Consider the following 13559-nt stretch of genomic DNA (forward strand, 5'->3'; position numbering starts at 1 on the left):
ACTCACAGCCGCTGACGGCCTCGGCTGCGCCTCGGGCACCCCGCGATGCGGAACGGGAGACACGGGTCACGCCCGTTCGACCGGCACCTGCAGTTCGGTGACCCAGTCGGGCCCCGGCTCGTGGCCGTTCGCGACGAGGTAGACCTCGCGGCACGGGCCGGACATGCGGTAGCCGTCGGCGACGACCTGCTCCATGAGGGCGCCCCACGATTCGCCGATGCCCGTCATGTCTCCACGATGGATGAGCGTCGCCATGGTCGGCACCGCGGGGAGCGTCACCACCTCGTACCCGTCGCCGGGCACCGGGGGCTCGTCGGCGGTGTACGAGATGTGCACCGCCAGATCATCGGTGTCCTCGATGGGCTCGTACCAGAACACGCCCGGTTCGTTCAGCGGCCGCCCCGCGGATTCGAGGGCGGCGTCGAGTCCGGGAACGGCGGCGCCGATCGCGGCGGGCACGCCCGTCGAGCCTCCTCGGGCGACCGTCGAGACGACGTACAGGGTGACGGCCGCCACCGGGCGGTAGTCGACATCGATCATGATCTCTCCTCAGGTTCTGCGTTCGTGGCGGCGGGGCTTGAGTCGGCCGGGAGCGTCGGAGGCCGGCATCCACTCGGCTTGGAAGGTGCCCCGGTAGCCGAAGAGGAAGCCGAACCGGTGGTTTCGGACCTCGAGGTCGATGTGGAAGCGCTGGTCGCCATCGTCGAAGTGCTCGTGGAGGCGGGCACGCCCGCTGAACAGCATCGGGAAGCGGAAGCCGATGGGTCCTTCATAGAAGCGCTGCGCGTCCGAAGTGAGGACGAGTCCCCCGCGGTCGTCGACGCGCAGATCGAGGTCGACGGCGAGGTGCTGGTGGGTGCCGAGATAGTCGACGACCCGGTTGCCGTCGAGGATCATGGTGGCGTCGAACCGACGGCGCCGTGCGCCCAAGGTGTACTCGCGGACGAATGTCACTGTCTCTCGCCCGAGCGGGTCGCGGTATGGGAAGTTCTCGATGACGAAGGGCACGTCGGTGCCCGTGTCGGGGATGAGGATGTTCCGCAGCCGACCGATCTGCAGGAACGGCACGGTCCACCACGGCCCACGCCGGATGCTCGTCATCACCCCGCGAGCGACGCACGCCTCCCCGGAGTCCAGACCGACGCCGAACCTCCGTCGCATCATCGGATGCAGACGTTCGAAGTCCGGCCCGAGCGCCGCCTCGAAGATGGATGTCACCGGGTCGGCTCCGGCTCGGTCAGCGCCGCGAGCGCGGGTGGCGCGTCGGCGAGATGGTCGGCGCGCCGCGGTCTGCCCTGCGGCGCTCGGCGGCAACGGACAGCGCGCGGACGATCCGGCTTCCACCACCACAGCACGCTGAGAAGCGGCCAACGCTCGGGCGGGATGCCGGTCTCCATCCAGATACGGAGCCGGTCGAAGCTCCACGCGGTCGCCCACCCGAGGATCGGGCGGACGAGGACATCGAGCACCGGCCATCCGGGCGTGTAGTCGTAACCCGTCACGAAGACCGTGTCCTCTTCCCCGTCCGTGCGGTATCGCCAGTAGCCGCGGCCCGCAGCGATGGGAGACAGACGGTCGTCGGTGTGGAAGCGGAGCGCCGAGGTGCGGGTTCCGTCGCCGTTCTTCTCGCCGAGGCTGACGCCGCTCCCCCGCACCGTGTGGAACGGGACGCGCCGCTCGTAGGTGAACGTCGACACGCCCGCCCGAGACATCCCGTCGGGCGAGATCTTCGAGAATCGCACATCCCAGCGCACATGCTGAGACGGGTCCTGCGTGGCATCCCACACGGCGTCCAGGTCGGCACGGATCCGCGCCTCCACGTAGATGCCCCGAGCCCGCACACAACGAACCTACGGCACCGGTGCTGTGAGGGAAGGGATCCGAAACCAGACATCCAGCGATCGCGCAGGATGCCGCCGACGGTGACGGTGCCGCTACGCGCCCAGACCGACGCGGTCGACGCGGCGGTGATATCGCATGCCGGCCAGGCCGCCCAGGACAGCCGCGATCAGAGTGATCAGGGCGGCACCGATGGCGGTCAGGATGCCGGTGAGCGTTGCCGTCTCAGCGGTCACGGGGATGCGCGGAAAGCTGTCGAGGCTGGACAGGATGTCCCACTGGCTGCCGGCGATCGTGGTGATCACGGCGACGATCACCGCGATCACGATCGCCCAGAGCCACACCGCGAGTCCCTGCTTGAACCCGCTGAATCGGGCCATGCGACCGGCGACGTAGCCGCCGGCGAAGTAGCCGACGAAGAGCACGATCGCGACGGCGATCGCTCCGATCACAGTGGCGACGCCGAGGTTGTCGCCCGCTGCCTGCGCAGCGTCGTCGATCGCCTCGGGTGCATTCACCCCGAGCATCGTCCCGATGGCCGCCACGAGGGCGGTGAGGAGCACCACGGCTCCCATCGCGGCGAGCCAGCCGAAGAACGCAGCGCCGAACTGGAAGCCCGCGAACCGCTCGTGCTCACGCTCGAGCACCGCGTGGCGCAGTGAGCCGTCGCGCGCCTCGACCCGGCCTTCGTGGTCGGGGTCACGGACCGTGCGGGGTCGTGTGTCTTCGGTCGCAGCGGGTCGTCCCGGGGTGTCGGAGGTCATGGTGCGACGCTATGGGAACGCATCCGAGACCAGCGAGACGGTTGCCTCCGGACTGATCGAGGCGTATATTCCGCGCGCGTCTGAGGTGCGCTGTCGACGTGCTCACCGAACGGGAACTCGACGAGCGCCTGGCGAGCGTCACCGACGACGTCGCGCTGATTCGACGGCACCTGGTCGACCACCGCGAACTGGAACGGACACGATCAGGCTCAGAGCACGCCCACCCCGCCGACGCTGTACCCGAGGACTAGCCCCGCACGCCGCGTTCCCTGAGATTGGCGGCGACGCCTGACCCCGTTCGCGCAAAGAAAAAGCCCCGACCGCTACCACACAGCCGGGGCGAGACGAATGAGAAGTCCGCCTATCTCGACCAGCGTACCGCTTTTCCCTGGGAGACGGCCCGGCGGCGATCAGTGAGGGACTGGACGCCGGCCGGCGCGGGCTTCGCTGCAGGGAGCTTTGGCCATCAGGCGTTGCGCACGGACAGTCTCATCGATCGCATTGGAATGTCTGCCGGAGCGCGATTGCTTCAACAGGTGTGAACAACGACGTCACCGCGGCCCTGCACCGAAGTCAGCTCATCGACATGACGACCACCGGTCGCCGCAGCGGGCTGCCCCGCCGCATCGAGATCTTCCTGCACGATGAGAACGGCGTGCTGTTCATCACCGGGATGCCGCGTCGAGACCGCACAAGGGACTGGATACTCAACATCACCGCAGACCCCAACGTGATCGTGCATGTGAAGCAGGGCATCGAGGCCGACGTTCCTGCCACGGCGCGGGTCATCACCGATCCCCACGAAGCACGGCCGCTCATCGAGGCCGCTGCACGCCGATGGCGCAGAGACGATGTCGACGAGATGATTGCGCACAGTCCGCTCATCGTGCTGACCGCGGCTACTGCGCCCGACGCCTGACGGCTCCCCGACGTGATGGTCGGGCCGACTCGTCGTCTGGTCCTCCGTCTGATCCCGCCCGCTGAGCCGCATCGGGCATTTCTTGCGGTTCCGCTTGACCTTCTCATTGTGACAGGGTCGATCGTGGTCTCCATCATGTACACCATCGGAGAGTTCGCAGCGTACGGGCGCGTGAGCGCGCGAATGCTGCGGCATTACGACGCCATCGGGCTGCTCAAGCCCGCTCGGGTCGACCCGTCCACGGGATACCGGCGCTACGATTCCTCGCAGCTGTCGGACCTCCTTCGGATCGTCGACCTTCGCGGATTCGGGTGTTCGCTGGATGCCGCCGCCGAGGCGCTTTCGTCGGACGATCCGGATGCCGCTACTCGCGCGATCCTGGCCCGCCGACGCGATGAGCTCACGGATTCGATCGCCGCAGATGCCGCGCGTGTCGCCCGGATTGATGCGCGTCTCTCCCGTCTGGAAGGAACACTCACCGTGAGCGGAATCACCTATACCTCCCTGCCCGCCGTCACCGTCTACGCGACGAGCGAGATCGCCCCCGGCAGCGGGCCCGAGAATGTCTCGCCGGTTGTCGATCGCATCCTGCTTCCTCTTCTTCGCGCGCTGCAGGAATCGGGCGTCGACTTCACGGAGCCGGGCATCTTCTGGTACGAACCGGTCGACGGCGGTGACGACATGCGCGTGTGGGTTTCCTGGATCGCCGGTGGCGATCCAGTCGAGAATCCGGCATGGGAGGTCGTCACACTCCCCGAGGTCCCGCACGCTGCCGTCTTCGACTACCGCGGCGACATGCCTGGTATCGGCGACGCCTGGCACGAGTTCATGACGGGCCTTGCTCAAGCTGGGGTCACGATGGCCGGCGCAGGACGCGAGGTGTACCTGGAGTCGGAACCGCTGCCGCAATCGCAGTGGCTCACCCAGCTCCAACAGCCGATCATCGGCATCCCCACGACGACGTAGCCGAAACGGCACAAGCTCCCCGCGCACGACGAGGGCGAGGAGGGGCGCTTCAACCGTCGTGCGCAAGAAGGCCTGACGCGCTGGGTGCAATCGGGGTGGGATGACGACGGCCCGGCAGTGATCGCGCTGCCGGGCCGTCGTCATCGGTGGGTCAGAGGGTAAGGAGTTGAAGTGTGACCGAAGACGCCACCACCCTCGTCGCGGTCGCCGGCATCCTTCTTGGTGCGACACTCGCCGACGTCTTTCACAGCCCATCGATCGCTCGTCAACACGAGCGGCTGGTCACGCGGCGTCCGACGGGGTCCAGCCGCGACGGATCGCCCCGGGCGGCGTGACGACGGAGAGGGCGAGCGCCCGCGTGAATCGGCGATCCCGCCGGCGTCGGCGCGTGACAGGCCTACTCATCATCTTCCGAGGGCGGAAGGATTTCGGGAACACCGAGGAATGCGCCCTCGGCGAGGGCCGCCGCGATTTGGTCCTCGGAGAGGCCGAGGTTGCGGAGCATGATGGTCCGGTTTTCGACGGTCATTGCGGGGTCGGCACCGGGGGCCTCTGTCGTCGAGGTGACGACTGCCTCCTCCGGCAGACCCGGCTCGACGGTGAAGAAGTGGTGTTCATCAGAGGTCTCCTGCTCGGGTGAGACACCTGCTGTTGGGCTGCTGGCCACTGCCAACATTGCTGCGCCGACAGCGAATGCACCGGCAACAAGCGCAGTACCGATGACGTGCGAGGCGTTGACGGCTTTGCCCTGTGAGTCCACCAGTCCCCCTCATCGATGAATGAGCGCCAGGCTAGTGATCTCTCGGAGCTGCGGTCAATCACATGAAGGGAGCGCCCATTTCCGACGGGCGAAGACGCCGGCGTCCTCACCGTCCTGCGCCAGATGTCCGGATAGCCCAGTCACGCTCGCGCGAAGGCCGCCTACTATCCGCATGCGGTCGCCGCCTCGATGTCGCTCACAGGGGCGGTTGCCTCAGCGGGCGCAACCTCATCCGAGGTGGCGGGACAGGCGCAGCGTGAGGGCGGCGAGCGTGCGCACCGGGTTCGCCGCGGTGCTGATCGGAATCACCGACATGTCGCAGACGTGCAGTCCCGGTGTGCCCGCGACCTGCAGATCCTCGTCGACGACCGCCTCCGTCTCGAACGGTGCGTCCAGCTGCGAACGGAACGGCATCCGCAGACTCCCCACGGCATGGTGGACGGTGCCCCAGCCGAATCCGAGCCCGTTCTGCCCGAATCGTCCCTGCGGCACGGATGGTGCGCCGTTGAGGCGGAACGGTGCGAGCGCCTTCACGACTGCGTCGTTCATGACCGAGAAGATGGCGTCGTAGTCCTTGTGCCACCCCGCGATCGCGGGGAATCGGCTGTCCCGCAGATGATCCATATGGCTCTGGTTGCGGAAGACGATCTCGGGCACATAGCCGAACGATGGTGCGGCGAGGATCGCGTTGCCGTCGTCGAGGGGGTTCGCGAAGCTGAGCTTGACGTCCACGCGGGAGGCCGTTCCCGGCGCGGGTGGGATGCTGGCCGCACCAGGATCGTTCTCGCGTAGGTGCCACCACTCGTGGTTGATGTTCATCTCGATGTTGAACGGGTAGGAGATCTCTCCGTGCTCGCGGTGGCCGCGGGAGTAGAACACGATCTTGGCGTGCGCGGTCGGCGGGATCGCGACCCCGTCGATCTCGGTCGCTGTGGCGCTGATCTCGTTCGATGTCGGGTGATCGGTCAGCCCGCGTCCGATCAGATCCTTGGCGTGCTGTGGAAGCGACTCGTGGATGCTCGAGCGGCGCAGCAGCTTCGGGCTCTCGATCGAACCTCCCGCCAGCACCACGACGGGCGCCGAGAGGAAGCGGGCATCGCCGGTGAGGACGTTGCGCGCCACGAGCACGTAACCGGCGCCTGACTGTTGGACGTCCTCGACGTAGGTGTTGAGCAGGAGATGCAGGCCGGGCCGGTCGTCCGGAGTCGTGCCGGGGGTGAGGCCCAGCTGGCCGGTGAGCAGCTCGGCTGTGTTGAAGACGCCCGTCCCCTCGGTGAAGAAGCTCGACTGCGGAGTTCCGTCCGCGTTCAAGTACGGCTGATGCAGGGCACGCGGAGCCTCCTCGATGAGGAAGTCCGCGGCCAGAGGCCCTTCGCGCAGCTTCGCCACCACCTGCTGCGCAACCGTGCCCAGCGTGACAGAGGCGTTCATTCTGGCTCCCGCCTCGGCAAGGAGGCCACCGGCGAGATCGGCACGTACCGCCGGCGGGAAGAAGTCCAGCTCCCACGGCTGGATGGTCGGGATCAGCCCCGATCAGAAGATCGAGCGGCCACCGAACGCGAGCTGCGGCTGCTCACCGATGAAATGCGATGCCGCGGGCGAGCCCTGCTGCCAGAACGTCGCGGCGCCGAAGTGCCGCGCGACGCTGGCATTGGGGAACCGGGACAGGTTGTAGACGTGGGTCGGAAAGATGAACGATCCTGCCTCGACGACAAGGATCCGTTTGGTCGCACCCAGCCGGTCGGCGAGATCGTCCGCGAGGATGCCTCCACCGATGCCCGACCCGACGACGATGATGTCGAACTCGGCGCGGCGGTCGAGGTACTGCCGTATCAGCCGCTCGCGGGCGGCGCTGTCCTCGGAGACCATGTTCGCGTATGTCTGGGCGGTGAACACCATGGGCCTGCCTCACATTCGGATGCCGGAAAGAGGAGGTGGAGCGTGAGGTTCGTGGGGACACCAAGAGCGCCGTCGAGGCGCACATCAACAGAGAGAACCGAAAGCCTCGAGTGATACACCCAGATCGATATGACCTCCGGGGAGTCAGGTGCGCTCGCTGAGCGCGAAGATGTTGCCTTCGCTGTCCGAGAACCAGGCGGACTTCTCTCCGCTGAGTTCTGCGACCCCGTCGACGGTCTTGAGTCCTGGGACGTCATAGTCCATGAACGCCACATCTTTGTCGCGTAGTGCCGCCATGTCGCGCGCCAGGTCGTCGGTCTCGATCACGAAAACGGTGTTCTTCGCCGTTCCCGCATACGCTGACGAGTAGACCATGAGCGGCGTTCCTGCCAGTTCGTAGAAGACTGCCTCATCTTGATCCGGGAACGCATCGTTCGCCGTCAACCCGAGCACTCCTTCGTAGAACGATCGGGCCCGGGCCAGATCGGATGCGGCTACCACCGCGGCACCTCGTGCATTCTCGAACATGATCTCCTCCTCGCTTCTCGTTTGGCCTGCCCGTCTTTGCCAGACGGTACTCCCGTGGCAAAGCGCTCGGTAGAGACCTCGAGTCTGCTGCCCGGGGGCCGGCCCGCTGGACAACGGGGCATGACGGCAGACTCATGCGACCAGCCGCTCGCGACCGCAAGCTCTTGCCACGGGAATCCGCCGTCGAGCATGAGTCGCCGCCACCTTGACGCCATGGGCACCCCGCGTATTGCATGAGAGCCGTGGACGGCTTCCGGATGGCGCGACCCGCGGACTCGCGGGCGATCGCGCGGCTCATTCGTGACTCGAAGCACACAGCCATGCCCTGGCTGGCCAGGCCGCATACCTTGGCCGAGGACGAGGTCTGGGTGGCGGAGGTTCTGTTGCCAGGATCCGATGTCATCGTCGCGATCGACCCGCTGAACGAGGACAACGTGCTCGCGGTGATGGCCCTTACCCCGGGCTGGATCGAGCAGCTCTATGTTGCGACCGCTCAGCAACGGCGAGGTCTCGGCTCGCGCCTGCTTCGTCACGCGCAGAGCACCACCGTCGCGTCTCTTCACTTGTGGACGTTCCAGCGCAACCTCGCCGCACGCGCGTTCTACGAACGACATGGGTTCGCAGAGATGCGCCGAACGACGGGTGAGAACGAGGAGCGCGAGCCCGACGTGCTCTATGAGTGGAACCCCGGACGGAGAGGCGTGCTTCTCGCAGACAACGATCACGTAAGCGGCTGAGCGCATGAGCCCGATTCAGGAGAGCACTCGCTCCCACATCCAGTTGGTCGCCCGGGATCGTCGGGCGCGGGCGAACCGGCCCTCGCTGTCGGCGTCTTCGAGGCGGAAGCCGACTTTGAGCGTCACTTGCCGACAGGCTTCCGGCACGCACTGTGCCGCTGTTGCCCATAACGCGAGCTGATGCGATTATGAGTAACGAGGTTTCTCATAAGGAATCGGAGGGCGATTATCATGACGACGTCCTCGCGTGCGGCCGACTGGCCCCCGCTCGACTGGGAACCGCAGACGTGGGTGCCGAGCACCATCTGGGGAGCGGATGCTGAACGGACCGGTCGGGGGACGACGTACCGGTCGGCCGTCCCCGCCGAGATCGCGCAGCTGACGCCGGTTCCCTCGGTCGAAGTGGCTGCTGCGGCAGATGTCGCCGCCCGGGAGCTGAGCCGGCTCGACGCCGAGCTGGGAGGGCGAGTCGCTGCATTCGCGCCTGCGTTGCTGCGGTCGGAGGCCGCGTCGTCTTCGCAGATAGAGAACATCACCGCGTCCGCTCGCGCGATCTTCAGTGCGGAACTCGGAGCGAAGGCAAGCCGCAACGCGGACATGATCACCGCCAACACCCGCGCCTTGACCGCAGCCATCCAACTCGCAGACGACGTCACCCCGGACTCCATCGCACGGATGCATGAAGTGCTGATGGCCGGGCAGCCGCGCCACACGCCTGGACGCTGGCGTGATGAAGCGGTCTGGATCGGTACGCGTAGCGACAGCCCGGTCGGGGCCGAGTTCGTTGCGCCGCACCATTCGCGAATCGAATCGCTCATCGAGGACGTGACCGCCTTCGCTCGACGAACCGACATCGCTCCGCTGATCCAGGTCGCGGTCGCGCACGCGCAATTCGAGACGATCCACCCATTCACCGACGGCAACGGCCGCACCGGCCGCGCACTTGCGCAGTCGCTCTTGCGGCACCGGAGGGTGACGCTGAACGTCGCCGTACCCGTATCGGCTGGCCTGCTCGCCGATGTCGGGGGGTACCATCGCGCGCTCACCGCGTATCGCGACGGGGACGTCTCGCCCATCGTGTCGGCATTCGCGGACGCCGCAATGCGCGCGGTCGGAAACACGCGTGAGCTCGTCGGCGAGCTGGATGAGATCCGCGCCGACTGGGACCGGCGACTCACGGTCCGCCGATCGAGCAACGCCTGGAAGCTGTTGGACGTGCTCCTGCGGCGCCCAGTGCTCACGTCTGCAGCGGCTGCGGCCGAACTCGGGGTTCAGCAGCCGAACATCTACCCGCCACTCACTGCGCTCGTTGGGGCAGGCATCCTGAAGTCGAAAGCCGAGCACCGACTCGGCCCGTTCTGGCGAAGCGACGAAGTCCTCGCCGCGATCGACCGGTTCGCACAACGAGCAGGACGCCGCGAGGCGCCCTGATACGCATCCCATCGCGCAGCCGGGATGGCTCAACTCTCCCGTACCGCCGCGAAGGACCTTCGTCGGTGTCACTCCCCCGGCGTCGACCGCCAGCAGATCGGGGCGGACGTCGGCGATGCCCCGCGCCGCGGCGGCCCACGGTCGACCCCGATCACCCCCCTGGCCTTGCCTAGCGGGAAGTCGACTGGGAGCCTAGGCATGTGCGCGTGCTGTGTGCGACAACGGCCAACGACGGCCACTTCGGGCCGCTCCTGCCGTTCACGCGCGCCTTAGCAGAGGCGGGACACGAGGTCCGGGTGGCTGCCCCCGCGTCGTACGCAGGCGTCGTGGCTCAGGCGGGTTTCGCACACGAGCCGTTCGCCGATGGGCCGCGCGAGCTGATCGGCCCCGTCATGGCCAGGTTGCCGACCTTGGGGTTGCAGGAGGCCGACGACCTTGTGATTCGCGAGGTTTTCGGTCGGATCGACGCACAAGCTGCGCTGCCGTCCCTCGTCGAGACGATCGAACGTTGGCGTCCCGATCTGGTACTTCGCGAAAGCGCTGAGATCGCCTCACTCGCGGCGGCCGAACGGGCCGAAGTGCCCCATGTGCACGTCTGCATCGGCATGCACGAGATCCTGCCTCGCCTCGCGCAGGCCATCAACGATCCGCTGGAGGAGCTCGGGCGGCTGGCGGGCCTGGTCGAGGGGCGGATGACCTCCGCGCTCGCCTCGGAGACCGTCTTCAGCCTGGTCCCCGAGGTACTCGACCACGCTTGTGGGCCGGTGCCGTCGGGAAGCGGTGGATTCCTGCGATTCCACGAGCCTCGGTCGGCCCCCACCGCTCAACGCCTTCCCGATTGGGGCGACCCGCAGCTCCCGTTGATCTATGTCACTTTCGGTTCGGTCACCGGATCGCTGCCGCCATTCGCCGGCGCATTTCGGGACGCCCTCGATGCCCTGGCCCAGGTCGAGGCCCGTGTGCTGTTGACGGTCGGGCGGAAGGTCGACCCAGCTGGGCTCGGACTCCTGCCGGCCAACGCGCACGTGGAGCAGTGGTGGCCCCAGGATGCCGTGCTCGCGCAAGCCGCGGCGATGCTCGGGCACGGAGGATTCGGAACGACCATGGGCGCCCTGGCCGCAGGCGTCCCCCAGGTGGTCGTGCCCCTGTTCACCTTTGATCAAATCGTCAACGCCGACCATGTGGCGGCGGTGGGTGCTGGACTCGCTGTTGAGCGGGGGCCGTCGTCGGTCGAGTTCGCGGCGGCAGAGGTACCCCGGCTGCTCGCCGATCCGACCTACGCCGCCGCGGCGCGTCGCGTCGCGGCGGCAATGGCTGACCTGCCATCGACCGCCGAGGCCGTCCATACGATGGCTGCCCTGGTCGACTGACTGAGCTTGCGTGGGGACGCCGTGGGCTCAGCCTCTCGCGGCCGCCACCTGTGCACCGCGTGGGCGATCCACTACGACGGGCAGACGATCCGGCCCCCGCCTGGTCGACGTCGCCGTGCTCGACCACCTCGACCCCGACCGGACCCTGCGCCGCAAGCGGGAGCTGTCGCCGATGTGGAAAGCGTCGGCGCCGTGGGCCGACACCGGACGGCCCGTGAACCCCGCCCGATTCGCCCACCTACCCCTCCGAGCGATGCGCGTCACGCTCCAGCGCGGTGCCTGGTGACCAGGGATTTCCTTAGCCTGGTTAGGTAAAATCGGAGGATCGGACTCGACTTCGACGAGGCGTACAGCCGCCTGGTCGGAAACCCGCCGCGGGATGTCGCCGAGCGGGCCTGGAGCGACTTCCTCGACTACTACACCCCGCCGTCAGATCAAGTCCTGGGGGACACGTAGGGGCACACGACAAAGCCCCGGTGATTCGATTTCTCGTCTCACCGGGGCTTTTTACTGTCAGGATGACAGGATTTGAACCTGCGACCCCTTGGAGGATTCGGGCCATTTCCGAATCTCACCGGATGTCTTGAGAACCCTCGTGTTCCCTTGTGTTTACAGGGAACCGGACGGTTCGAATGTTCCGATCGTATCGGGTCAGCTGTGGTTGTTCCTGGGTGATTGAGGTGGGAAAATGGTGACCTCCGCGCCTCTTGATTAGGCGTCGCGGCCGCTACACGCTCACCGCGATCGTCGCTTCCCGACCCGTCTGCTATGAAGCCACCAAGTGGATACGCAGCGGTAGTCGATACGGATCACGGCTCCCTGGGATCCCTCACCGAATATTGGCCGCGCGATCGTCGACAATTGACTCGCTGAGGGGTGCGGGGTGATCATCCGTTGCGGTCGGTCGACGTGTGAGTGCCGGACGCTGCCTCAGCGGCTGATCACTTTCGGTGCCGCCACCGCCTTCAGACCCGCCACGCCGAACTCCTGGCCGTAGCCGGACTGCTTGGTGCCGCCGAACGGCACCATCGGGTTCAGGGCCCCGTGCTGGTTGATCCACACGGTGCCCGCTTGCAGCCGCTTGGCGACATCGACGGCTGCCTCCGCGTCATCGGACCATACCGAGGCGCCGAGACCTTGCTCTGAGGCGTTTGCCCTTCGGATCGCGTCCTCGATTTCCACGTACCTGATCACGGGGATCACGGGACCGAACTGCTCTTCTTCGACCAGCTGGGCGTCGTCGTCGATGTCGGCGACGACGGTCGCCCGGTAGAAGAGAGGGCCGAGGTCGGCGGCGGGCGAACCACCCGAGACGATGCGGGCGCCGCGCTGTCGGGCGTCGTCGACCAGTCGGCTCACGATGTCGAACTGGTTCTTGTTCTGGAGAGGGCCGAGCACGTTCCCCGCGTCGATCCCGCGGCCCATCGGCATCGTGTCCGCGAGCTGCGAGAGCGCTGACACGACATCCTCGTAGACCGACTCATGGACGTAGAGGCGCTTGAGAGCGGCACAGGTCTGACCGGTGTTGATGAAGCATCCCCAGAAGAGGTTCTCGGCGATGGCGGCGACGTTCGTGCCCGGAAGAACGATGCCGGCATCGTTTCCTCCGAGCTCGAGGGTGAGGCGGGCGAGGTTTCTCGCGGAGGACTCCACGATCCGGCGCCCCGCGTCTGTGGAGCCCGTGAACATGATCTTGTCAATGCTCGGGTGCGCCGCGAGCGCCGCACCTACTTTCCGATCGCCGCTGACGACGGTCAGGACTCCGTCGGGCAGGTGCCTGTTGAAGACTTCGACGAGTGCGAGCACGGAGAGTGGTGTGAAGCTGCTGGGTTTCACGATCACGGTGTTGCCCATGCGCAGCGCTGGGGCGATCTGCCAGACGGTGATCATCATCGGCCAGTTCCACGGGCCGATGGCGCCGACGACTCCGAGGGCGTCGTAGTGGACCTCCGCGCGCGCGTCGCCTGCTTCGAAAACGATCTCGGGTTCGAGGGGGGTGTCGGCGGCGTTTCGTGTCCAGACGGCGCACGCGCCCACCTCGAATCGCGCGTTCGGGCCGTCGAGGGGCTTGCCCTGTTCGCGTGAGAGCAGGTGAGCGAGTTCCTCGGCGTTGCTTTCGAGATCGTCCGCGATGCGGTTCAGGATGCTGCTCCGCTGGTGGTGCCCGAGGGCATTCCATGCGGGTTGCGCGGCTCGTGCCGTGGTGATCATGCGCTCGAGGTCGTCGACGGTGTGGACGGGCGCGTAGCCGATGTTCTCTCGAGTGGCTGCGTCGGGGATCGCGCGGCCCTCGGCGGCATCGACGGTGATCGAATTCAGGATCGTTGTTGTCAGTGACATGCGAAT

Annotated in this window: 16 protein-coding genes; 7 read left to right on the top strand and 9 right to left on the bottom strand. The window is 66.9% G+C overall.

Annotated elements, in window-relative coordinates; all coding sequences use genetic code 11:
• Window positions 1-66: 66 nt before the first annotated feature.
• From HQM25_RS10360 to HQM25_RS10375, 4 genes are all read right to left on the bottom strand, one after another.
• The gene (locus tag HQM25_RS10360; RefSeq protein WP_172990165.1) at window positions 67-540 is read right to left on the bottom strand and encodes a GyrI-like domain-containing protein; all 474 of its coding nucleotides are present in this window, start codon (window positions 538-540) and stop codon (window positions 67-69) included.
• Window positions 541-549: 9 nt separating this feature from the next.
• Complete coding sequence (locus tag HQM25_RS10365; RefSeq protein WP_254359269.1) at window positions 550-1218, bottom strand: DUF4166 domain-containing protein; 669 nt, start codon at window positions 1216-1218, stop codon at window positions 550-552.
• Entirely contained in the window at window positions 1215-1841 is a 627-nt protein-coding gene (locus tag HQM25_RS10370) for an SRPBCC family protein (RefSeq protein ID WP_217275138.1), read from the bottom strand. Before HQM25_RS10370 ends, HQM25_RS10365 begins: the two co-directional genes overlap by 4 nt.
• 93 nt (window positions 1842-1934) lie before the next feature.
• Window positions 1935-2603, bottom strand: a complete 669-nt coding sequence (locus HQM25_RS10375; protein WP_172990166.1) for a hypothetical protein — start codon at window positions 2601-2603, stop codon at window positions 1935-1937.
• A gap of 98 nt (window positions 2604-2701) precedes the next feature.
• On the opposite strand from HQM25_RS10375, the gene HQM25_RS10380 reads away from it, so the two are divergent.
• The 4 genes from HQM25_RS10380 (at window position 2702) to HQM25_RS10395 (ending at window position 4823) form a co-directional block, all read left to right on the top strand.
• Entirely contained in the window at window positions 2702-2854 is a 153-nt protein-coding gene (locus tag HQM25_RS10380; protein WP_254359271.1) for a DUF2087 domain-containing protein, read from the top strand.
• Window positions 2855-3141: 287 nt separating this feature from the next.
• Entirely contained in the window at window positions 3142-3522 is a 381-nt protein-coding gene (locus tag HQM25_RS10385; RefSeq protein ID WP_172990167.1) for a nitroreductase family deazaflavin-dependent oxidoreductase, read from the top strand.
• Window positions 3523-3645: 123 nt separating this feature from the next.
• Window positions 3646-4488 carry a MerR family transcriptional regulator gene (locus HQM25_RS10390; RefSeq protein WP_254359273.1) on the top strand — a complete coding sequence of 281 codons (843 nt, stop codon included), beginning with the start codon at window positions 3646-3648 and terminating at the stop codon, window positions 4486-4488.
• 173 nt (window positions 4489-4661) lie between these two features.
• The gene (locus HQM25_RS10395; protein ID WP_172990168.1) at window positions 4662-4823 is read left to right on the top strand and encodes a hypothetical protein; all 162 of its coding nucleotides are present in this window, start codon (window positions 4662-4664) and stop codon (window positions 4821-4823) included.
• 62 nt (window positions 4824-4885) lie between these two features.
• Here the strand turns inward: HQM25_RS10395 and HQM25_RS10400 are convergent, their stop codons facing one another.
• From HQM25_RS10400 to HQM25_RS10410, 4 genes are all read right to left on the bottom strand, one after another.
• Window positions 4886-5248, bottom strand: a complete 363-nt coding sequence (locus HQM25_RS10400) for a hypothetical protein (protein ID WP_172990169.1) — start codon at window positions 5246-5248, stop codon at window positions 4886-4888.
• A 228-nt stretch (window positions 5249-5476) separates the two neighbouring features.
• Window positions 5477-6679, bottom strand: a complete 1203-nt coding sequence (locus HQM25_RS10405) for a GMC oxidoreductase (RefSeq protein ID WP_217275139.1) — start codon at window positions 6677-6679, stop codon at window positions 5477-5479.
• 102 nt (window positions 6680-6781) lie between these two features.
• On the bottom strand, window positions 6782-7117 hold the full coding sequence (locus HQM25_RS17615; RefSeq protein ID WP_217275140.1) for a hypothetical protein: 336 nt from the start codon (window positions 7115-7117) through the stop codon (window positions 6782-6784).
• A 174-nt stretch (window positions 7118-7291) separates the two neighbouring features.
• Window positions 7292-7675 carry a VOC family protein gene (locus tag HQM25_RS10410; RefSeq protein WP_172990170.1) on the bottom strand — a complete coding sequence of 128 codons (384 nt, stop codon included), beginning with the start codon at window positions 7673-7675 and terminating at the stop codon, window positions 7292-7294.
• A 320-nt stretch (window positions 7676-7995) separates the two neighbouring features.
• Here HQM25_RS10410 and HQM25_RS10415 point away from each other — a divergent pair, with 320 nt between their 5' ends.
• The 3 genes from HQM25_RS10415 (at window position 7996) to HQM25_RS10425 (ending at window position 11213) form a co-directional block, all read left to right on the top strand.
• Entirely contained in the window at window positions 7996-8412 is a 417-nt protein-coding gene (locus tag HQM25_RS10415) for a GNAT family N-acetyltransferase (RefSeq protein ID WP_172990171.1), read from the top strand.
• Between the two features lie 231 nt (window positions 8413-8643).
• Window positions 8644-9843 carry a Fic family protein gene (locus HQM25_RS10420; protein WP_172990172.1) on the top strand — a complete coding sequence of 400 codons (1200 nt, stop codon included), beginning with the start codon at window positions 8644-8646 and terminating at the stop codon, window positions 9841-9843.
• A 206-nt stretch (window positions 9844-10049) separates the two neighbouring features.
• Window positions 10050-11213 carry a glycosyltransferase gene (locus HQM25_RS10425; RefSeq protein WP_367948300.1) on the top strand — a complete coding sequence of 388 codons (1164 nt, stop codon included), beginning with the start codon at window positions 10050-10052 and terminating at the stop codon, window positions 11211-11213.
• Window positions 11214-12143: 930 nt separating this feature from the next.
• On the opposite strand, the gene HQM25_RS10430 is transcribed toward HQM25_RS10425, so the two are convergent.
• Complete coding sequence (locus HQM25_RS10430) at window positions 12144-13553, bottom strand: aldehyde dehydrogenase family protein (protein WP_172990174.1); 1410 nt, start codon at window positions 13551-13553, stop codon at window positions 12144-12146.
• Window positions 13554-13559: the final 6 nt, after the last annotated feature.

The organism is Microbacterium hominis (genome assembly GCF_013282805.1).
Taxonomy (GTDB): Bacteria; Actinomycetota; Actinomycetes; order Actinomycetales; family Microbacteriaceae; genus Microbacterium; species Microbacterium hominis_B.